We start from the raw sequence: 20,102 nt of genomic DNA, 5'->3' as shown, positions 1-20,102 counted from the left end.
TGATAGTGTCAACTATGTCCCGACTGATCACACAGTGGTCCCAGCTGGGATCGAACCAGCGACCTTTCCGGTGTGAACGGAACGCTCTTCCACTGAGCCATGGGACCAACGAGAGACTAGGTTACACGGTTCCCCCGACTCTCACTAATCGCCTGGTCACATGGCTTTGCGAAGCGGAGTACAGGATCAGATGAACAGGATTCGCACTGGCCCCATCACTACCGCGCGCCTATCTTCTCACTGCTTCTGTGATATTCCCCCGGACAACTGAGTTCCTTCCTGCGCGGGTGAGTAAAGCGACGTTTACGTTCCAAGAAGCAGACCAAACGCGGACCTGTCGACCGGGTGCAGGAGAACAACTCGAAAGCCCGCGGAAACGGGGCGCTGAGGGGCGTCGACAAGCGTGAAACCATAGCCCCCTCGAGACCTGAATAAAGCCACAACCTAGAGACGCGCAAGGACCGACGCAAGCAACACGCTGGGACCAGATGTGGTGTCCTACTAACCAAATTAGTTAGGGTTAGTGCGTGTCTAGTCTCGCAGAATCGCTCCGAAACACATGGGTGGCCGACGTGCCAGCACCCAAGAACGGTACCCCCGGTTGGAACGCCGTGTTGAATTGGGTTTTCTGGCCACTCGTTGTCATGCTTCTCATCCATAGGATCGCACTCCTGTCCATTGATGGAGCGATTACAGACGACTTCACCACCGTTTATGAGGCCATCGCCCGGATGCGCGAGGGAATCCCCGTGTATAACGAAAACTACATGTACGTCGATCCGCACTACCTGTGGTCACCAGGTGCAACTATCCTGTTGTACCCGTTTTCCCTTGCCCGCCTCGTCATCGCTCGGTTGGGATTCATTCTCCTCAACGCCGGCTCAGTCGTCGCGGCGATCGCGATTGTCCTCACACTTCTGAGGAAGAAACCGACGAGCTTCCTATTCCCCATGTTTACGGCTGTAGCCTTGCTGACGGAATCTGTAAGGAACACCCTGATTTTCTCCAACATCAACGGTATCCTGCTGCTCCTTCTTGTACTGTTCTACTTTTTCCTTTTGCAGGAGCGGCAGTGGCTTGCGGGTATCGTGATCGGGTTCGCTATCGTGTTCAAGCCGATTTTCCTCCCGCTTTTAGTTTTGCCTTTGATCAAACTCAACTGGAAAACTGTGGCCGGTGGAATTGGGGTTCCCGTTGCAATGAACCTTATCGCCTGGCCGTTGGTTCCTGGAGCGACCGACTACATCACCCGAACCATGCCGTACATCACCCAAATCCGTGACTTCTCCAACTCATCCTTGCGCGGGATGGCACTGTGGTCCGGAGCTCCCGGCTGGCTTACCGCAACCCTTTGGATAACCTTCGCCATCATTGTTGCTGTGGGATTCTTCGCAGCGCTGAAATTCCGCTACTCAGATCGGACGTGGTGGGTCGTCACCTCCTCGACGCTTCTCCTCGCGGGAGTTTTCTTCCTCTCTTCGCTCGGCCAGATGTACTATTCGATGTTCCTCTTCCCCTTCTTCATCGCTGTGATTCAGAACGGCTCCCTCGCCCGTAACCCCTTCGCGTGGCTGGCCGCCTACTGCACCTTCACCCCAGACAGTTGGAAGTCCGCGACCTTCCCGCCCGAGGGAATGTGGGCACAGTACTTCCTCCCCACTACTGGCTGGGCGATCCTGATCATTGTCATCGCCGTCGGCGCGGTGGCTCGAGCGCATTCCGCATCATTCCGGCCGGCGCTCCCCACTACCAACTCGTCTGCGGGCAGTGAAGCACACGCAGTGTAGGTGTACACGACGTGCAGGTGTCTTGTCGCTGCCATTTCCCACGAATTATCGTCAGCTCATAACCGGGACCTGGTCGCGTAATCGACGGCTCGAGCGCAGCCTCACTGCCTCCCCAACCCGGTAGGCTTGACGCATGACGAATTTCGAAGACTTCACCGAGAAACAGTGGCGCGAACGCCTCGATCCGCAATCATTTGCTGTACTTAGGCTACGGGGCACAGAGCCACCATTTTCGGGCGAATACACTGACACTGAAACGGAGGGCGTGTATTCCTGCAAAGCGTGCGGTGCGGAGCTCTTCCGGTCTCAGGAGAAGTTTCACTCGCACTGTGGTTGGCCATCGTTTTTCTCCCCGCTGGCTGGCGACCGGATCATCGAGCGCGAGGATCTATCCCACGGGATGCGTCGTGTAGAAGTACTCTGTGCACGGTGTAAATCTCACCTAGGGCACGTTTTTGAAGGCGAGGGCTACGACACCCCGACTGATCTGCGGTACTGCATAAACTCCGTGTGCCTCACTCTGGAGCCCACCGAGACTGAGGCGTAGCCAACCCACTTTTACCGATACCGAAAGAGCCGTAGTGAGCTGCCTGCCCACTACGGCTCTTTATGTTCATTTATCAGGGCCCTTCGCGATAGCCCCGTGCACGGTCACGCATGTGCGAAGCGCGTGCCAGCGGGGAAATCGCCTGGGAGCCACTCCCGCACGTGCTTAGGGGAGAACGTTAATGATCTCGGCTACGTCATCTACGCGGCGACCGGAGTAGAACGGGATCTCCACCCGCACGTGCTCACGTGCCTTGGTGTACCGCATGGCGTGCATGAGCTCGTTAATAGTCTCCATATCGGGAGCCTCGAACGCCAGGATCCATTCGTAGTCCCCCAGTGCAAAAGCGCTCATGGTATTCGCCAGAACATTTCCGAACTTACGCCCAGCCTGACCGTGATCAGCAAGAATCTTGCGACGTTCGGAAGGATCGAGAAGATACCAATCGTACGAGCGAACGAACGGATAGACGGTGATCCAGCGCTCCGGTTCCATCCCCATAATGAAGGCAGGAAGGTGGGACTTGTTGAATTCCGCCGGGCGGTGAATGCTCGTTCCGATCCAGTTGATCTCACTGGCAGCACCGATAAGGGTCGTGCGACGGAAGGCATTGTAGGCGTCCTGGAGGTCCTCCAGATTTTCGCCATGCCACCAAATCATGTAATCGCCTTCGGCACGAACTCCGGAGACGTTATAGACACCGCGTACGGTAATGCCCTTGTCCTTCACCCCTGCGAGGAAGCTTTTGAGCTGTTCGATGACCTCGGAACGGTCATCGGGAAGAACTCCGGGGATGACATCGAAGACGAGGAACTGCGAATACTGCTTAACGTCATTGAGAGCCGCGAAATCAGGATGACTGAATTTACCCATTACTGATGCCTTTCTACATCAACCTTTAGTTTCACTTAGGACATCATACTTGTTTGCGTCCCCCACTAGGAATACCGGCGTGGCTCCTACAGTTATCGGGGGTATGTGCGTTACCGTGAACAACGTGACTGACCAACAGCTATCTTCACAGCGGCCAAGCGGAGCCGTGCACGAGCTTTCCCACGCTCGCGCCCAGGAAGCGGAGACTCCACAGGAGTTCACCGCCGCAGTAGAATCCATGCATGCAGCACAACTGCGCAAAGAAATCGTCTTGGGGACGATTCGCCCCCCGCAAAAGATCGCCAAGTTCAGTCACGCAATCGGGCTTGAGGTTGACCGCGAGTCGGAAGACGAGGAAGTAAGCGCGCTCGACTCTGAAGGTGACGCATTTGGTCGGCTTATCCTTCTCTACGACCCCCGTTCCGAAGAAGCATGGGATTCCCCCATGCGACTCGTTGCCTATATCCAGGCCGATTTAGATAGTTCCGTCGCAGGCGACCCGCTTCTGCCAGAAGTCGCATGGGAATGGTTGAAAGAGGGATTGGGGAAAACCTCCGCAACGTATACGAATCTGGGTGGGACAGTCACATCTACCGCCTCCGTCCGCTACGGGGAGATCGGTGGTCCTCCACGAGCCTACCAAGTGGAGTTGCGAGCATCCTGGACCGCAGCCGATGCCAATCTTGCCGCCCATGTCGAAGGTTTTGCGCACGTACTCGCAGCCGTCGCTGGGCTGCCACCTGTTGGCGTAACGAACATTGGCTCCTAAGGCGTACGCACGCATCATTTCCGCACGCGCCACTAAACTGCGTCAATTTTGTGGTGCTGCACGAAAATTTCGACTGATGGAGTCGGAAAGGAAACCTGCTGCGACAGTAGTCATAGCTAGAAAGAGTAGAACGTAACCAATGCTTCTCACAGCTCCACGAGACGGCAAAACTCCACTGGTTGACAATCCCTCTCAGTTAGCTGACTGTGCAGCCACACTCTCTCCAGGTGCTCCTATCGCTATCGACACCGAACGAGCCTCTGGGTACACCTACGACGATCGTGCCTACCTGATCCAACTCCGACAGGAGGGCATCGGTACGTTTCTCATTGATGCCGAAGCACTCCGCGATGATCTTCCCCCTGTCCTCGCTCCAGCAGTCAACGCATGCCCGTGGGTCTTGCACGCCGCCGTCAGCGACATCCCGTGCTTAGCTGACGTAGGAATGACCGCGCCTACGCTATTCGACACCGAGGTCGCCGGTCGCTTCCTGGGTTTTGACAAGGTCAACCTCGCTGCGATGACAAACCGAATCCTCGGTATCGACCTCAAAAAAGGCCACGCAGCTGAAAACTGGTCGAAACGACCCATTCCGCGCTCGTGGCTCATTTATGCTGCCCTCGATGTCGAACTGCTCATTGAGCTGGCCGACACTCTCACTGCACTCCTCGAACGCGAGGGAAAGCTTGCATGGGCTGAGGCCGAGTTCCAACACATCATCGACTGCCCGCCTCACCACCACGAAAAGACATGGCTCGATGTCAAAGGGATCCGTCGCATGCATGGCCCGCAGGTACAGGCCGCCCGCGCGCTGTTTAACAAGCGAGAGCTCATCGCATACCGTAAAGGGATTGCCCCCGGACGGGTACTGAGCAACAAGCTTCTCAGCCTCCTTGCCGAGAAATACCCAACAACTGCGGAAGACGTTGACACCATTCTTCATCACCGCTCCGACCCCTCGATGTGGGCCGATGTTATCCGTCGGTCTCTTGCGTTGCCGAGGGAGAAGTGGACAACGCTTCCCCATGAGGATGGGACTCCGGCAAAAAGCGCATGGAAAAGGCTCTCCCCTGAGGCGTGGGACGCTCTCCACAATGTGACCGCAGCAATCGCAGACCACGCACAAGATCTGCAGATGGACCCTATCGTCCTCGTCTCCCCCGCCCTTGTTCGAGATGCGGTTTGGCAGCGTGTCTTTGACGGAGACTCGACCCCTGTGGCAGAAATCCTCCGCGATCGTGGTGCCCGCGACTGGCAGATTGACCAGGTGGGCGAGATCATAGAAGATTTCCTGCCGTAACGGCGTCAGCTATCCGCACGACCTGGGTTCCGAGACCTGCGCACCCCGTCATGCTCCCCCTCGGTTCTTCTTCATACACACGTTATCGTTTCAGCTCTCCTCCCCGTCCCCATCCGGTCCAGTGCGACGCCGCATCCCCCGTCGTCCATCTCCTCGTCGTCCACCGCCCCGGCGCGCTTCATTCTCGCCTGACTGACACCCCGCCGCGCCACGTCCCCCTAATCATGCAGTTGTCTTCGGCTCTGTCCTGTCTCTGGCTCTGTCCAGGTGGTCGGCTACGTACTGAGGCGTGCACGTCCCCGCGTTGGAGTGCCTAACGTTTGTGTTCTTTACCCTGGCGTGCCCCCGCTGCGTCCACCTCTGTAGAGCGTTCGTCGTCCCCAACTCCGACCGTGGGTAGGTTATGAGGGCCTCTCGAGGACAACGCGCACTACTCGTTCCGGTGCCCCATGCGTAGTCTCCTCCCCAACCCCAGGTACCTACCCGTACCGCTCAGGTTCTCTTCGCTGCGCAGCCCCTACTCACCACCGCGTATCTCGCGAACTGTTCAATGGTGGAAAACCGCTGATGGAGAATGAAAAACACTGTAGGCAAAAATCCATGATTGATGCATATTTTGCATTGCGTTGCATTTTTTATTAAGGTTCAATCATGGCAGTTACGATAGGAATCGCCGGTGCAACCGGTTATGCAGGATCTGAAGTGCTACGACTTCTCCTCAGTCACCCCGCATACAATTCAGGAAACATAATAATTGGCCCGCTCATGGGGAATTCAACGGCGGGCGAAAAGGTTGGAACCCTCCTGCCCCACCTTTCTCCACTCGCAGATCGCGAAATCGAGCCTCTGACCGTCGAACTCCTTCGCCAGTGCGATGTCGCGTTCCTCGCACTCCCCCACGGTCACTCCGGTGAGATCGCGCGTCAGATGGAGGATGATTGTCTCGTCATTGACCTGTCCGCCGATTTTAGGCTCGAAGACCCGATGCAGTGGGAAAAGTTCTACGGATCGACGCACGCTGGAACATTTACCTACGGTCTACCCGAGCTGCCCGGCCAGCGGGAACAGCTCCGAAATACCACCGCCATCGCAGTACCGGGATGCTTCCCGACGGGTGCCACCCTGGCGGCAGTGCCGGCGCTAGCCAAAAACATCATCAAGCCGGAGCTCACCATTGTCAGCTTCTCCGGTGTATCCGGTGCCGGTAAGAAAGCATCCGTGGCCAACCTCGGAGCCGAGACAATGAATACTGCACGGGCATACAACGTCGGTGGCATCCATCGTCATACGCCAGAAATCGAACAAAACCTGTCTCACGTCACGGATGAACCTGTCAACGTGTCTTTTACTCCGGTTCTCGCCCCGATGACGCGCGGAATCCTCAGCACGGTTGTAGCACCGCTGGCACAGCCAGACATGACAACAGATGAGCTCAGGGACCTGTATGTCCAGTGGTACGGCAACGAGCAGTTCGTCATCGTTTTGCCTCCCAATCAGCAGCCGGCAACTCAAAACGTCCTTGGCTCTAATTACTGTCACGTGCAGGTAGCCGTCGATCGCCACGCACAGAAGGTAGTTATCACTTCCGCTATTGATAACCTTGCCAAAGGCACTGCGGGCAACGCGATTCAATCCATGAACCTCGCTCTCGGATGGCCAGAATCTGCCGGCCTCACTGCACCGGCGGCGGCTCCGTAAGCGTAAGGAACCGAATGAAATGGGCATCCCCCATTTCTGGTGATAAACAGCAATGATCACCGCCCGGAGATAGCCACCACGCAGCCACACTAGTTCTACTCTCACACACACTTTTCAGAGAAAGTCCCACGACCATGACTACACAATCAGATTCCACCCATCCCGCCTCTATCACTTCCGTTCCTGGTTTTACTGCCGCAGGCGTCTCAGCCGGTTTGAAGAAATCCGGCAAGAAGGACCTCGCGCTCATCGTGAACAACGGCCCCTCTTACATAGCAGCCGCAGTGTTCACCCGCAATAAAGTGTGCGCCGCCCCCGTCACACTCACCAAACAGAACGTATCCAACGGCACTATTCGCGCTGTCATCATCAACTCCGGCAATGCTAACGCTTGTACTGGTTCAACGGGCCTCGAAAACGCCCAGGCACAGGCGGATCTGACCGCCGACGCGTTGTCTATTTCTTCCGAAGACATCGCCGTGTGCTCGACAGGAATCATTGGTGAGCAGTTACCGATGGATACGCTGGCCGCAGGGATCCCCACAGTCGTTCACGCACTGGACGCATCCGCAGACGCTGGGATGAATGCTGCTGAGGCGATTATGACCACAGACACGGTAGCAAAGACTACTTTTGTCTCCGAACCCAATTTTGTCGTCGGTGGAATTGGCAAAGGTGTAGGGATGATGGCTCCATCACTCGCGACCATGCTCTGCATTCTGGCCACGGATGCGGAGATCACGCCGGATATGGCCCGCGAGGCATTACGGAATGGCTCGGCACAAACCTTCAACACCCTCGATATCGACGGAACTACATCCACCAACGACACCGTCATTCTGCTCGCCAATGGATCCAGCGGCTACCGCCCCACCCAGGCGGAAATCAATGCTGCCGTGCTTAAGGCCTGCGAGGATATCGCCTGCCAGTTGCAAGCCGATGCAGAGGGGGTGACAAAGAGGGTGAGCATCACTGTCACGGGAGCAGCCAACGATGCAGAAGCTCTCGTCGCTGCTCGAGTGGTGGGACGCGACAACCTATTCAAGTGCGCGATGTTCGGATCTGACCCAAATTGGGGACGAACTCTCGCTGCCGTGGGCATGGCAGATGCAGCAATGGACCCGGACAATCTGAGTGTCGTTTTCAACGGCCACGCAGTGTGCACGCACTCGACTCCAACGGCTGATGCGAAGGATGTCGACCTGTCCGGCCCGGATATCGCTGTATCCATCGATCTGGGCACTGGGAAGACAGGGACAGCAACGGTGCGAACCACCGATCTTTCCCACCAATACGTGGAAATCAACTCGGCTTACCACACCTAGAACATTCCTGCTCTCGCCCACATAACCACTCTTTGCATCCTCCCTCCTCCCCATGGAGAAACCTCTGCACAGGGGATGACATCTTGGCGCAGGCACCAGACACAACACCCGGAGAGACCACCCACTCCGTCTTGCAGATAAGACAAGGAAGGTATGCGAGAGCAGGAATGGGTGCGACTCGACAACAGACATGAACACGTAACACCAGCCAACACTCACTGAACGTGCTGAAGAGGCTGTGCCCCAGATGCGCCGAATTATTGAGCCAATATGTGCAGACATTCGGACGCTAAAGAAAATAACCTAACGAGGAAAGATACCAATGCTCGCTAATGTGAATCCCCATGTGAGAGCCCAGGTTTTGGCTGAGGCCCTCCCGTGGATGCAGCATTTCAAAGGAAAAACAATCGTCGTCAAGTACGGTGGGAACGCGATGGTCAACGAGGACCTGAAAAAGGCCTTCGCTGCGGACATGGTCTTCCTCCGAAGCATCGGTGCCCACCCTGTCGTCGTCCACGGCGGTGGACCTCAAATAAATGCGATGCTTCAAAAGCTCGGCATTGAGGGAGAGTTCCGCGGCGGGTTCCGCATCACCACTCACGACACTCTCGATGTCGTGCGGATGGTCCTCTTTGGCAAGGTTGGCAGAGAACTCGTAGGCCTCATCAACTCCTACGGTCCTTATGCAATCGGCACAACAGGAGAGGACGGCGGGCTGTTCACAGCCACCAAACGACTCGTCACCGTAGACGGAAAGCCAACCGATGTGGGACTTGTTGGGGATATCACCTCCGTGCGTACTGAGGCCATCACTGACCTCATAGACAACGGACGAATACCTGTCGTCTCCACTATCGCCCCAGATAAGGATGGGCAGGTCTACAACATCAACGCCGATTCTGCTGCCGGTGCCCTGGCGACTGCCCTCCACGCTGAACGTCTTGTCATGCTCACCGATGTACCTGGGTTGCTCGCAGACTACCCCGATGAGTCAAGTCTCATCAGCTCAATCGACACTGACGCATTGAGCAGGTTGCTGCCTTCTCTCGACGCCGGGATGATCCCCAAGATGGAGGCTTGTCTCAATGCCGTCAGCTCTGGAGTATCTGCCGCGCACGTTGTTGATGGTCGCGTTGCCCATGCTGTGCTCCTCGAGTTTTTATCCACTTCCGGTATCGGAACGATGGTCACCCCGGTAACACAGGAATCTGCAGAAATGTGATCCTAAGAACACAACAGGACGCAGCAATCCCAGCTCGGGCTTGTGCTCACGCACGCAAACGTTTGAGTCCGCACAACAATGTGACAGCACGCGGTGAGTGAGACCACGCGGGTGAGTGAGACCACGCGTGTGAGTGAGACCACACAGAAGAGCGAACTAACAACGACACACATCAATAGGAACGACACAATTCAACAGGAAGGAAACGGTGGCACGGATGACACCTAAGGAAGGACAAGGCAGCATGTCTCAGCACGACCAACCAACCCCCGGAGAGCTCACCACACGGTGGGAATCCGTCATGATGGATAACTACGGCACACCTGCCCTCGAGATTGTCTCTGGCCATGGTTCGTGGCTCGTGACAACCTCCGGAAAGGAGGTTCTGGATATGGTGTCGGGAATCGCGGTCAATGCGCTCGGCTACGCGCACCCGCACATCATCGCAGCCATAGAAAAGCAAGCTCACACGATCGGTCATACCTCCAACTTGGCAATCACAGAGCCCGCCGTACACCTCGCGGAACGCCTGGTTCAGCGTTTCCCGATAAAGGATGCGCGAGTCTTTTTCTGTAATTCCGGCGCGGAGGCAAACGAGGCGGCTTTCAAAATCGCCCGGCGCACCGGTCGGCCACGGATACTCGCAGCCAGTGGAGGCTTCCACGGCCGCACCATGGGTTCGCTCGCGCTTACGGGGCAGCCGAAAAAGCAAGCTCCCTTTACCCCGCTTCCACCTGGGGTTGAGTTCTTCCCATACGGTGACCTGGACTCGTTGTCTTCGCTTGTCGACGATTCGGTCGCTGCCATCATCCTCGAACCGATCCAGGGCGAGGTCGGTGTCGTTCCTGCTCCAGATGGGTTCCTCTCCGGGGTCCGTGAGCTTTGTGATGCCCACGGTGTGCTGCTCATCATCGATGAAGTCCAAACCGGTGTCGGGCGCACGGGTGAATTCTTCGCCTTCAGCCATTCTGGCATCGTCCCCGACATCGTGACAATGGCGAAAGCACTTGGCGGCGGTTTACCCATGGGAGCAGTCATTGCACACGGCACGGCGGCAACCTTGCTTGGACCTGGGGATCACGGGTCAACGTTCGGTGGGAACCCGATCATTGCCGCTGCCGCCAATGCGGTCCTCGATGTGATCGACGACCAGCTTCTTTCTGAGATATCCCGGAAAGGGGCCCTGCTTGCACGGTTGACTCAGTCGTTACCCCACGTAGCCGAGGTTCGTGGCAGAGGGCTCATGGTGGGCCTTGTTCTCGATGCGGACATCGCAAAGGATGTTTCTGCACAGGCCTTGGAACAGGGATTATTTGTGAATGCTCCAAGTGCCACTGTGATTCGTCTGGTGCCGCCATTAACAATCAGCGACGAGGAAATTTCGAAGGCCACCGAGATCCTTCACTCGGTATTGCAAGAAATTCCCTAAATCACGCGACAGGTGACAGTGCCGACTTCCTCGCATCTCCCCCTCGAAGCGGCAGCTGAGCAGAACAACTTCTGAACCGAGGAGGTTTGTGAGCCTAGCTGCTTACCCGAACCCAACGCGTTCCGGCGCTGAACACCGTGAGCGGAGGCACCACGCTGTGGTCATCCCGCTGCAGTGTGCCTGTCACCTGTGCCTTTCCTATCTTCCCCCATGGCTTCTGGACGTGCGAAGGTAGGAAACACTCGAGGCATTGCTATCTTCCGCGTCGCTGGCTCGCGTGTCCTTGTCCTCTTCGGTGGGAGCGCACCACGTACGGATAGATTCGGCAATGCCGGGGGCATCGAGCCCCAATTCCTCCAGAACCTGCGACCGCGACGCATGGCGAAGGAATTTTTGGGGAACCGCAATGATCCGTACTGGGGTATCCACCCCACACTGATCACACACCGTATCGATCATCGAGCCGACACCACCATGGATGACGCCATCCTCTACAGTCACGACGGTATCGTACTGCTCGGCAAGCTCCGGGATAAGTGGATTTACCGGAATCGCCCACCCCGGATCGATGACATCAACAGAAAGCCCCTCCTGCTCCAAAGCCTGAGCAGCCTCCACACACGAGTCGGCAAGGGCACCGATCGAAATAATGAGAACCCTGTGCTGCCTCTCGCTATCCTCGGCATCGTTGTCATCTGCTACGTGCAAACCGGACGTGTAGATGAGCTCAATGCCACCTTCGAGGGTCTCAACAGCGTCGATGACGGGAACGAGCGCACCCTTGGGGAACCGCACGATGGTCGGCCCATCTTCATACTCGATAGCTTCATTGAACTGCTTCTTCAAGCGCTCGTCATCGCGCGGGGCAGCCAGACGCATACCCGGCACAATACCGGCGATCGACATGTCCCACACACCGTTGTGAGAAGCCCCATCGGAGCCGGTAATCCCGGAGCGATCGAGGACAAAAGTCACGGGGAGTTTGAGCAGTCCTACGTCCATGAGCATCTGGTCGAATGCGCGGTTGAGGAACGTTGAATACAGCGCGACCACCGGGTGTAGCCCGCCGAGCGCCAAGCCGGCAGCTGACGTCGTAGCGTGCTGCTCAGCAATCCCAACGTCGAAAAGCCGCTGGGGAAACTTTTCCCCGAACTTTGCTAAACCTGTTGGTCCGGCCATAGCGGCCGTGATAGCAACTATGTCATCGCGCCGGGCACCCGCCTTGAGTAATTCCTCTGTGAAGACATCTGTCCACGAACGTTGCGACTCCGCAAGCGGCACGCCTGTCTCCGGGTTAATTGCGCCGGTGGAGTGCATCAAATCGGACGTTTTGTTCTCTGCAGGTGCGTAGCCACGCCCCTTCTCCGTCACGCAGTGGATAATGATCGGACCGGTATATTCCTTGGCATATTTGAAGGCATGCTCAAGAGCCTGGATGTTGTGTCCATCCACAGGCCCGACGTACTTCATATTCAATTCAGGGAACATTTCCGTGGGAATAACGTGGTATTTAACGCCCTCCTTGAGGGCGTGCATGACTTCAAAAGTTCGCTTGCCGACCCAGCCCATGGACTTCAGAGTGGTCTTGCCTTGCTCCATTACTTTGTCGTAGAAGGGCTGAGTCCGCAGATCAGCGAGACTATTCGCAAAGCCACCAATCGTGGGTGAGTAGCTGCGACCATTGTCGTTGACGACGATGACGATGTTGCGGGTCTTGTCCTCAGCGATGTTATTGAGTGCCTCCCAGCACATGCCTCCGGTCAGTGCGCCATCGCCGACAACCGCCACAACTTTACGGTCGATCTGATCCGTGAGCGCGAACGCCTTGGCCAAACCGTCGGCATAGCTCAAGGCAGCAGAAGCGTGGGAGGATTCTGTCCAGTCGTGTTCTGACTCTCCGCGATCTGTATAGCCAGAGAGCCCACCCTTCTGCCGTAACGTATCGAACTTGTCTGCGCGACCGGTAAGGATCTTATGCACGTAAGACTGGTGAGACGTATCGAAGATAAGAGGATCCTTCGGAGACTCGAAAACCCTGTGCAAGGCGATGGTCAGTTCTACTACGCCAAGATTAGGGCCCAAGTGTCCTCCGGTAGCGGAGACCTTCTCAACCAGGAAGTCGCGAATCTCGCTTGCCAGATCTTCGAGTCTTTCTTGGGGAAGAGCTCGAACGTCGCTGGGGGAAACGATCCTTTGAAGAAGGCTCATGAGTTTTTCGATGCCTCACTTTTCACAAGTTATACGGATATGTACGACCTCGCGGTGTTTTGGGGCAGAGGATGCTCGTGTACTGCCCTAATAACCGTAGGAAGCGGAGGCGCTAGGTTCCGAGTTGTGCTCAAACGCGCGCACCGCTTATTACTCCAGAGTGTACCTGTGCCCGAAACTGGACACCGGCAAAGGTAAATTATTGGGAAACCGGGGGTAAACCTTTGACTAAATGAGACTTCTGTTCACCCCCACTGTGGTGCTACTGCGCTGCGGAAAGCGATACGACTGTTTCGAAGTGGTAGCTGCCAGGAAAAGCGTTCACTAGGAAAATACGGTCAATGTGAAATCCGTTATCTACCCATGTACGCAGATCGCGAGCGCACGTTGCCGGATCACAGCCGAAGTGTACCACCCGCTGTGGGCGACGCATTGCAATGTCCGCAATTGTCATTGTTCCTGCTCCTGTTCGTGGTGGATCGAGAATGACGAGAGCAGGCTGGGGCAATGAGGGAATCGTCTTCGCTACGTCTCCCCTTGCAAATGCAACCTGGTCAGAGCCCTGCCAATCCCGCACATTGGTGGTATCCACACTGATCACATCAGCTACGGGATCTGCGAGGGCGGCAACAACTGCCGGTGCAAGGGCGCCGACCCCGCCATAGAGATCCCACCCAACGAGCGGTTGATCGGTTCCCCCGGCGAAGTGATCGTCTTTCGTTGCCTCCTGAATGAGAGAGCTGAAGATCGCGGGTACATCTTTATGAGCTTGCCAAAACCCCGTCACCGGGAAGGCAAAAGGTGTATCTTCTACCTTCTCATTGACAAGCTTGCTACCCGCCACAAGACGACCGCGGTTGCTCACCCGTTTGCCGCGCGGAGCACGGATAGTCTCTACGACGTGCACCTCACCGGTGCTGTCGACCGCACACACGACTTCAGCGCCCGGGGTGAAGGTGTGCTCTTCCACGACATCGTAAATACGCGGATCAATAGCACTACAACGGGTGCACACAATGTCGTTGGAGTGCCGCTTACGCACACCTGCTCGGCCTTGTCTGTTCACGCCGAAGCGAGCACGTGTGCGGTACCCCGGGCGAGTGTCAATGTCGACGATCTCTGGGACTGGGAGTTCTCCATCGAACCGTCCAATCCTATGGAGCTGATCAATCAGGATTGTCTCTTTCAGCTCTGCTTCTTTCTCCGGACGCACGTCATGGAAATCGCAACATCCTGCGCCATCGGCAGCAGCAGGGCACCGCGACGGACCACGATACGATCCAGCCTCGTCGACGGTGTCGACAACTGCGCGCAAGAATCGCTTTTTCTTTTGGGTAATTGTGGCGGTGACGAGATCCCCTGGGAGGGCTCCTTCTAGGAACACCACCTGGTCGTTTACTGTGCCGATAGATTCACCGCCGTGAGCAGGCCGATCAGCGCGTAGCCTCATGCTCATCCCCACATTCACCTCAGCAGACTGCGCACCCGTTGGATCAATGTCACTCATGATCAGGTCCTACTTTCTCTTCCGTCGGGCTAGTTTTTTCGTTTGTGGATGCTATTCCGTCTCCGACGAGACCACCGGTCTTGTCCCCTACCCCATGTGCAGTAGCTTCTTCGATGATGCCATCAGCCTTTCGAATTGCCCAGATAGTAATGAGCAGAACCACAGCAGTCAACGGCCACCCCATGAGGATCTTGACAACCCCAAGTGCAGTTGTAGAAGCAGCGTTGTACAGGTGATTTTGAATGAAGAACCTGGCGATAAACACAAGCACCCAAGCCACGGTGGCACCGTCGTAGTAACGGCGTGCACGGGGATATCTGCGCCAACCAAAGCCATCACCTTTAAGGCCCTTCCAGACCACTCCGACTGCGGGCCAGCGGATGACAATTGAAATGAGGAAGATGACTGCGTAGAGCAGCGACATCCAGATTCCGTACAGGAAAAACCCCTTCGCGTCGCCCATAAACCAAGCAATTGCCGCACACAAAATGACGCCGATGAATCCGGACACTGCCGGCTGGAGTGTCTCCTTGCGAATGAGTCTCCAAATAAAAACGAGAGCAGCAACCCCAAGTGCGGTAAAAATAGCTGCTTTAAGACCCAAAAAGGAATTAGCGGGCACGTAAACCACGATGGGGAGCGTGGTTGCCACTAGGCCGGAGAGACCTCCCATTTGGTCAAGAAGGCTCGGCGCTTCTTCTTCTGCCTCTGTAGGCAAAAGAGCCTCGTCCTCAACTGTTCCGACACGAGGCTCTACGGTGTGGGATCCCCCCTCATTTCCATTATTTTCGGATAAACCGTCACTAGCCGCGTGCGTCTCCCGCAGTGATTGGTGTCCATCTTTTCCCTCTGATGCGGAGGAATAATTGTCTTGTGTCACGTTTTATCCTTGGTTCTTGGTTAGTTGGGCGATGGTGTCACATTACAGTTCCAGATCCACACTCACACAACCGCGCAGCACGCACGCTCCCCGCTGAGGTTCCCAAGCAAACAAGAGGAAACCGAGGTTACCGGAAAGTGATGGCATGTAGCCAGTGGATTCCTCGAAACGTAAAGCCCGACAACGAGAAAATGAGCGATGCCCCTTTCCAGGGACATCCCAACGGCATAGTGGAGGAACAGCACAGTGGAGGAACAAAACTCTGGCCCACATTGCTGCATTTCCCTCGGTGCTCGAAGCGCTGACGGGCACCGAAAGGAACCTTAGAATGAGCGATTTTGTGGTGCGATCTGCTGAATGGCGGAGCCATTAACACTATCAGAACGCCAATCAAACATTCGCTCACGAGCCTCGGCTGCGCTGCGGGAGGTGTCGCGTCCACGCGTGCTTTCCACGTAAGCACCTGAATTCTCTGCCTCAGATAGGGGAGCATCGTCCCCTTCGCCAAAAGCTAGACCTTCCGTGCGGCTGTCATGTGCCGATTGGTCAAAACCGGCAGACGGTGTCGGGACATATGCATGAGCTCCAGACGAAGAAACGTCGTCTTCGTCCCGAACATAGTCTGTGGATGAGTCTTCAGGAGTGGGCCGGCTGCTCTGGACATCGTCCTGTACATCCAGGGGATCGGAACCTTCTTCACGCACAGTCTGAGACGCTAGTGGAGGCTCTTGTGGCTGGCGTGCGATTGAATGCTCTCTCTGCGCGCGCGCCTGCATGGCATCTTGGATTTGTTTCGCGAGCGCGTCTGGCACGGAAATCGGTAGCGGCTGCCCTGGCGGAATGGGGGCATCACCGCGGTCAACAATGGTTCGAGCAACCGTTGCCCTGGCGATCTCGGCCATTTCATCCGCGGTCTCGTTCGGTGCAGCACAGGTAAAGCGAATCATCCAGCGCCCACCCTGCACGCCGATAAGGCGGAGCGTCGCCCGCTGTGTGCGTCCAACAACCTCCGGACCCCACGGACCATCCTCAACATGGGCATCGAGACCGTCTTCCGTCATGCCGTCGACAATGCTCGGGTATACCTCGCGCCACAGGTTACCTGTCTTCGCGGCGGCAAACCCGACCGGGGTAATGCGGCCATAAGGAGTAACAATGTGGAGTAGTTTCGGCCCCTGCTCCCCCATCTCCACTTGGACTTCGGAATCATGAGGAAGCGGGATCCGCAGAGAACCCAGGTCAAGCACGCTCGATGCGAAGTCGCTCACGTCGAGTTCCCGCGCACCAGGGCTTTCTGAATCGAACGGACCAAAAATGTTCATCTGTATTCCTTAATTAAATATGGTCAAACTTTTCGCGAATTCCGCAGTAGTTGGGCAGTTGCTCTACTTTGGGATCCTACCGCCCCTGTATTGTCCTCGACTGCGCTCCGGGGCTATATTCGTCGTTTCTCCGCACAAATCTGCACGCCAATACCCGCTTTTGAAAGACATGTAACACAGGACACTCCGACGACGTCACGTGGATTACGACCCTCGCCTGTCACTCTAACGCCACAACCCCAAAGGTCACCAGGATTAGCACGCAGTGAATGTGCACCTACTCTAGCGCACGAATCAATTCGCCGTCGGTGTGATTCCTGGGCGAGACTGTGGGCGTTATTGAAACAAGGAAGTGACCAGAATTTGGGTTACAGCCAGCAGCTTCATGATTCTCAGCGGTATGCGTGGCGAGCACACACATACCTTTCGCTGACGTGTGCATCCGCATCCGTCTACACACAAAGAGCAGTGCTAACCCAGGAGAGCTGAGCCTCCGGTCGATCCATACCCACCGGCGCCGCGCTCGGTATCGTCCAACTCATCCACTTCAATAACAATGGGCAGCTCAATCTTCTGAATCAGAAGCTGCGCAATGCGATCACCACGCGTTATCTGGATTGCCTCGGTACGATCTGTATTTACCAGACACACCTTGATCTCACCCCGATAACCTGAATCAATAGTGCCCGGCGTATTGACGATCGATAGACCTTTCTTGGCAGCCAACCCCGATCGCGGATGGATCAAGCCAACGTAACCAGTATCGAGTGCCATCGCGATGCCGGTTGATACGAGTGCGCGCTCCCCCGGCTGAAGAACAAGAGTTTCGGCGGAATGCAGGTCAATCCCCGCATCGTCCGCGTGTGCACGCTGTGGCAGGGGGAGGTCAGGATCAAGGCGTTTGATTGCTAATTTTTCCACCGTTCCAGCCTACAATAGCAGCCGAATTAGGCCACCTTTTCAGCGCGTTTAACCACACATCGAATCCTGCCGTCTCAAGGAGTACCACACGGAGACTACCTATGGAGACCACAAAGCGGCTTACCCGCGGAGACCACTTCCAAACGTTTTCGTCCTCAGGCGAAAACAACCACATGGCACAGCAAAACGCGAGGATACTTAGGGGCTAAGGAGCCGTGGTCAGCATCGGGATGGCTTGTCACTAATGATCTGGAGACTCAGAGTTTTCAACCGATCCAGGATGGCGAAAAACCGCGCGTAGCAAATCGAATCGATGGTAATAAACACGTACTCACACTGCGACGCGCTGTTAAATACATAGCAGCTAAGTCCATTGCACCGCATTTTTGAACACACTGCAACACGCCGCGATGTAGGCATGACACTAGTAACGGGTGCGATGCCGGAGTCGAATTTTCTCATGCTGGCTCCCTCCTGCCAGAGAATGTGTCCTGTGGCACAACATGGCCGAGCCCTTATCCGCCTAAAGTTTTACGTGAAGTAAACTGATGAACCATGAGCGGAGACAAGAAGGCACAAAAACCGACTGTTCTTTATGAGGAACGTCACCATGCGCCGGTGTGGTGGTGGATTTTCGGCCTGGCAGTAGCATTCCTTATTGCTGCACAAGTTCAGCACAACCGGGCAATGATCTGGGGATACATCACTTTCGCCATTTTTGGTGGCGCTGTCATTTGGTTCCTGGCTTCCCTTTCAAGCAACGGGGTTCGAGTTGAACAGGATGCATCCGGCGAACGTTGGCTTACATCCAAGGGGGCAAACCTCCCTGCCTCCGTCGTCTCCCGAAGCCTCGCAATCCCCCAGTCAGCCAAGCAATCCGCGATGGGCCGACAGCTCGATCCGGCCGCCTTCCTTATCTACCACGGATGGGTGAAGCAGTTGGCAATGTTCGTCCTAAACGATCCAGAAGATCCCACACCATATTGGCTCGTCAGCTCAAGAGATCCAGAAAGCCTCATTCGCGCCTTCGTACCAGACCAGGCCGAGCAGGCAATGTCTATGATCGCCGAATCCGACAGAGCATAACAATTGGCAGGAGTTGATCGAACCCCGTAAGGGGTTGTGATTTCACCCACCGCAGGACCACATACCCTTCCTCCGTGCCATGTCCTTCCTCCCCCGCCCCGGAACTATCTCGTCTCACCAAACAGGTTCCTCTGTACCCGGGTGGTCTAAGATCCGTTCAACGATTCGTCGGCCCGGGTTTTGCGATAGCACAAAGCCCTCGCCGGCTGGGCGAGGGCTCCACACCATCTGTAATTTAGCCGCTCAGAGGCCACATCAGCGTGACTCTCTCATGGGTGCAACCGCGACATCCTTATTTGGGGACACCACGACCCGCTCGCTGCCTACCCCAGGTTGGTGTGCACGCAGCTACCCCCTGCCCCGAAGGAAGTGAACTCTGCGCAAGCGAGTTCATCTGCTGATTCAACAGCAAAAATATCGATACGACCGTACGGGTATCGATACGACCGTACGGGTATAGCCTAAGCGCAATCCATACAGATCAGAGTGCCGTCCGGCTCCTCGTGAGAAAGTCGCTTGCGGCTCTGAACAATGAAGCAAGAGCCACAAGTAAATTCGTCGCTACGCTTCGGAACTACCGCGACATCGATCTCCTCGCGGGTGACATCCTGGGTCGGAATGTCAAAGGTTTCCACCTCATCACCGTTGTCATCCATCTCGTCACTCTGCTTTTCCTGAGAGCGGAGACCTTCGAGGGAATCGGCATCAAGATCATCGTCTGCGAGACGACGCGGTGCATCGTAATCAGTAGCCATGTAAGTTGAATAATCCTTATCACTCAGTCCTGTCAAGTGGTGAGAAATCACTCATGTGCTCCTCACTTTCTCGGCATGTTAGAGCGCCCCTATAAAGCTTGTCACTTCCATCACCCCCGTCTCGCATAATTGCTGGCCACAGCGCTGAATGGGGGTGATTAGAGCTAACTTTCCACCTCCAAAGAATCTAAGTATTTCTTATCTTTTCCTGATGTTTTTTAAGCTGCCCTGACCACAGCTCCACGAATACCAACTTCCATCCCCAAGACTCTCGCACTCCATGCAAACGTTTCGACCAGCCTAGCCCTTGAAAACCCACTATCCACTGTGTCGAGCCCCCGTTCACTAGTTACACCGTCAACAGACAAGCACTTCACCGTTCCGCGCACGACGCTGCGGAGGGTAGTTTAACGAGAAAACAGCCACATGAAATAGCGCGCGAAGCACCGGGCGGCCACTTCGATCCCTCATGT

16 protein-coding genes and 1 tRNA gene are annotated in these 20,102 nt (G+C 55.9%); 9 read left to right on the top strand and 8 right to left on the bottom strand.

Going from position 1 to position 20,102, the window contains the following annotated elements:
- Positions 1–35: 35 nt before the first annotated feature.
- Positions 36–107 (bottom strand) — tRNA-Val (locus HMPREF3044_RS04120).
- Between the two features lie 420 nt (positions 108–527).
- Between HMPREF3044_RS04120 and HMPREF3044_RS04115 the strand changes: the two genes are divergently transcribed.
- Together HMPREF3044_RS04115 and msrB are read left to right on the top strand one after the other, a co-directional pair.
- Positions 528–1,787 (top strand): glycosyltransferase family 87 protein, encoded by a 1,260-nt coding sequence (locus tag HMPREF3044_RS04115; protein WP_246820877.1) that lies wholly within the window; start codon positions 528–530, stop codon positions 1,785–1,787.
- A 133-nt stretch (positions 1,788–1,920) separates the two neighbouring features.
- The gene (gene msrB, locus HMPREF3044_RS04110) at positions 1,921–2,334 is read left to right on the top strand and encodes a peptide-methionine (R)-S-oxide reductase MsrB (protein ID WP_005389852.1); all 414 of its coding nucleotides are present in this window, start codon (positions 1,921–1,923) and stop codon (positions 2,332–2,334) included.
- 165 nt (positions 2,335–2,499) lie between these two features.
- Here msrB and hemQ read toward each other — a convergent pair whose 3' ends face one another.
- Positions 2,500–3,207, bottom strand: coding sequence for a hydrogen peroxide-dependent heme synthase (hemQ, locus tag HMPREF3044_RS04105; RefSeq protein WP_005389850.1), 708 nt, complete (start codon positions 3,205–3,207; stop codon positions 2,500–2,502).
- Positions 3,208–3,310: 103 nt separating this feature from the next.
- Here hemQ and HMPREF3044_RS04100 point away from each other — a divergent pair, with 103 nt between their 5' ends.
- The 6 genes from HMPREF3044_RS04100 to HMPREF3044_RS04075 all read left to right on the top strand — a co-directional run bounded on the left by HMPREF3044_RS04100 (position 3,311) and on the right by HMPREF3044_RS04075 (position 10,950).
- Entirely contained in the window at positions 3,311–3,976 is a 666-nt protein-coding gene (locus HMPREF3044_RS04100; protein WP_005389849.1) for a DUF3000 domain-containing protein, read from the top strand.
- 139 nt (positions 3,977–4,115) lie between these two features.
- On the top strand, positions 4,116–5,276 hold the full coding sequence (locus HMPREF3044_RS04095) for an HRDC domain-containing protein (RefSeq protein ID WP_005389847.1): 1,161 nt from the start codon (positions 4,116–4,118) through the stop codon (positions 5,274–5,276).
- Positions 5,277–5,927: 651 nt separating this feature from the next.
- The gene (argC, locus tag HMPREF3044_RS04090; protein ID WP_005389846.1) at positions 5,928–6,974 is read left to right on the top strand and encodes an N-acetyl-gamma-glutamyl-phosphate reductase; all 1,047 of its coding nucleotides are present in this window, start codon (positions 5,928–5,930) and stop codon (positions 6,972–6,974) included.
- Positions 6,975–7,108: 134 nt separating this feature from the next.
- A complete protein-coding gene (argJ, locus tag HMPREF3044_RS04085) occupies positions 7,109–8,299 on the top strand; it encodes a bifunctional glutamate N-acetyltransferase/amino-acid acetyltransferase ArgJ (protein ID WP_070739523.1) in 1,191 nt (396 codons plus the stop codon).
- A gap of 322 nt (positions 8,300–8,621) precedes the next feature.
- Positions 8,622–9,521: an acetylglutamate kinase gene (gene argB / locus HMPREF3044_RS04080; protein ID WP_005389842.1), complete on the top strand. Its 900-nt coding sequence runs from the start codon at positions 8,622–8,624 to the stop codon at positions 9,519–9,521.
- 217 nt (positions 9,522–9,738) lie between these two features.
- A complete protein-coding gene (locus HMPREF3044_RS04075; protein WP_070739520.1) occupies positions 9,739–10,950 on the top strand; it encodes an acetylornithine transaminase in 1,212 nt (403 codons plus the stop codon).
- Positions 10,951–11,148: 198 nt separating this feature from the next.
- Here HMPREF3044_RS04075 and dxs read toward each other — a convergent pair whose 3' ends face one another.
- The 5 genes from dxs to dut all read right to left on the bottom strand — a co-directional run bounded on the left by dxs (position 11,149) and on the right by dut (position 17,788).
- On the bottom strand, positions 11,149–13,158 hold the full coding sequence (gene dxs, locus HMPREF3044_RS04070) for a 1-deoxy-D-xylulose-5-phosphate synthase (protein ID WP_070739517.1): 2,010 nt from the start codon (positions 13,156–13,158) through the stop codon (positions 11,149–11,151).
- Between the two features lie 262 nt (positions 13,159–13,420).
- On the bottom strand, positions 13,421–14,665 hold the full coding sequence (locus HMPREF3044_RS04065) for a class I SAM-dependent RNA methyltransferase (protein ID WP_070739515.1): 1,245 nt from the start codon (positions 14,663–14,665) through the stop codon (positions 13,421–13,423).
- Complete coding sequence (locus HMPREF3044_RS04060; protein ID WP_083318112.1) at positions 14,658–15,338, bottom strand: DUF3159 domain-containing protein; 681 nt, start codon at positions 15,336–15,338, stop codon at positions 14,658–14,660. Before HMPREF3044_RS04060 ends, HMPREF3044_RS04065 begins: the two co-directional genes overlap by 8 nt.
- 530 nt (positions 15,339–15,868) lie before the next feature.
- On the bottom strand, positions 15,869–16,867 hold the full coding sequence (locus HMPREF3044_RS04055) for a DUF3710 domain-containing protein (protein WP_070739509.1): 999 nt from the start codon (positions 16,865–16,867) through the stop codon (positions 15,869–15,871).
- A gap of 471 nt (positions 16,868–17,338) precedes the next feature.
- Complete coding sequence (dut, locus tag HMPREF3044_RS04050) at positions 17,339–17,788, bottom strand: dUTP diphosphatase (protein ID WP_005389833.1); 450 nt, start codon at positions 17,786–17,788, stop codon at positions 17,339–17,341.
- Between the two features lie 555 nt (positions 17,789–18,343).
- Here dut and HMPREF3044_RS04045 point away from each other — a divergent pair.
- Entirely contained in the window at positions 18,344–18,874 is a 531-nt protein-coding gene (locus tag HMPREF3044_RS04045; RefSeq protein WP_005389831.1) for a DUF3093 domain-containing protein, read from the top strand.
- A gap of 461 nt (positions 18,875–19,335) precedes the next feature.
- On the opposite strand, the gene HMPREF3044_RS04040 is transcribed toward HMPREF3044_RS04045, so the two are convergent.
- Positions 19,336–19,629 (bottom strand): DUF4193 family protein, encoded by a 294-nt coding sequence (locus tag HMPREF3044_RS04040; protein WP_005389829.1) that lies wholly within the window; start codon positions 19,627–19,629, stop codon positions 19,336–19,338.
- Positions 19,630–20,102: the final 473 nt, after the last annotated feature.

Origin of the sequence: Corynebacterium sp. HMSC073D01, assembly GCF_001815555.1 — a bacterium.
GTDB classification, from domain to species: Bacteria; Actinomycetota; Actinomycetes; order Mycobacteriales; family Mycobacteriaceae; genus Corynebacterium; species Corynebacterium glucuronolyticum.
The sequence above is the reverse complement of the archived record's forward strand: the minus strand, read 5'-3'. Positions and strand labels throughout refer to the sequence as shown.

Bases quoted from the DNA above. Each gene is read 5' to 3' on its own strand.
- HMPREF3044_RS04045 (WP_005389831.1), top strand. From the start codon at position 18,344: ATGAGCGGAGACAAGAAGGCACAAAAACCGACTGTTCTTTATGAGGAA.
- hemQ (WP_005389850.1), bottom strand. From the start codon at position 3,207: ATGGGTAAATTCAGTCATCCTGATTTCGCGGCTCTCAATGACGTTAAG.
- HMPREF3044_RS04060 (WP_083318112.1), bottom strand. From the start codon at position 15,338: ATGGGAGGTCTCTCCGGCCTAGTGGCAACCACGCTCCCCATCGTGGTT.
- argB (WP_005389842.1), top strand. From the start codon at position 8,622: ATGCTCGCTAATGTGAATCCCCATGTGAGAGCCCAGGTTTTGGCTGAG.
- HMPREF3044_RS04040 (WP_005389829.1), bottom strand. From the start codon at position 19,629: ATGGCTACTGATTACGATGCACCGCGTCGTCTCGCAGACGATGATCTT.
- argJ (WP_070739523.1), top strand. From the start codon at position 7,109: ATGACTACACAATCAGATTCCACCCATCCCGCCTCTATCACTTCCGTT.
- argC (WP_005389846.1), top strand. From the start codon at position 5,928: ATGGCAGTTACGATAGGAATCGCCGGTGCAACCGGTTATGCAGGATCT.
- HMPREF3044_RS04100 (WP_005389849.1), top strand. From the start codon at position 3,311: ATGTGCGTTACCGTGAACAACGTGACTGACCAACAGCTATCTTCACAG.
- HMPREF3044_RS04075 (WP_070739520.1), top strand. From the start codon at position 9,739: ATGACACCTAAGGAAGGACAAGGCAGCATGTCTCAGCACGACCAACCA.
- HMPREF3044_RS04095 (WP_005389847.1), top strand. From the start codon at position 4,116: ATGCTTCTCACAGCTCCACGAGACGGCAAAACTCCACTGGTTGACAAT.
- dxs (WP_070739517.1), bottom strand. From the start codon at position 13,158: ATGAGCCTTCTTCAAAGGATCGTTTCCCCCAGCGACGTTCGAGCTCTT.
- HMPREF3044_RS04065 (WP_070739515.1), bottom strand. From the start codon at position 14,665: ATGAGTGACATTGATCCAACGGGTGCGCAGTCTGCTGAGGTGAATGTG.
- HMPREF3044_RS04055 (WP_070739509.1), bottom strand. From the start codon at position 16,867: ATGAACATTTTTGGTCCGTTCGATTCAGAAAGCCCTGGTGCGCGGGAA.
- msrB (WP_005389852.1), top strand. From the start codon at position 1,921: ATGACGAATTTCGAAGACTTCACCGAGAAACAGTGGCGCGAACGCCTC.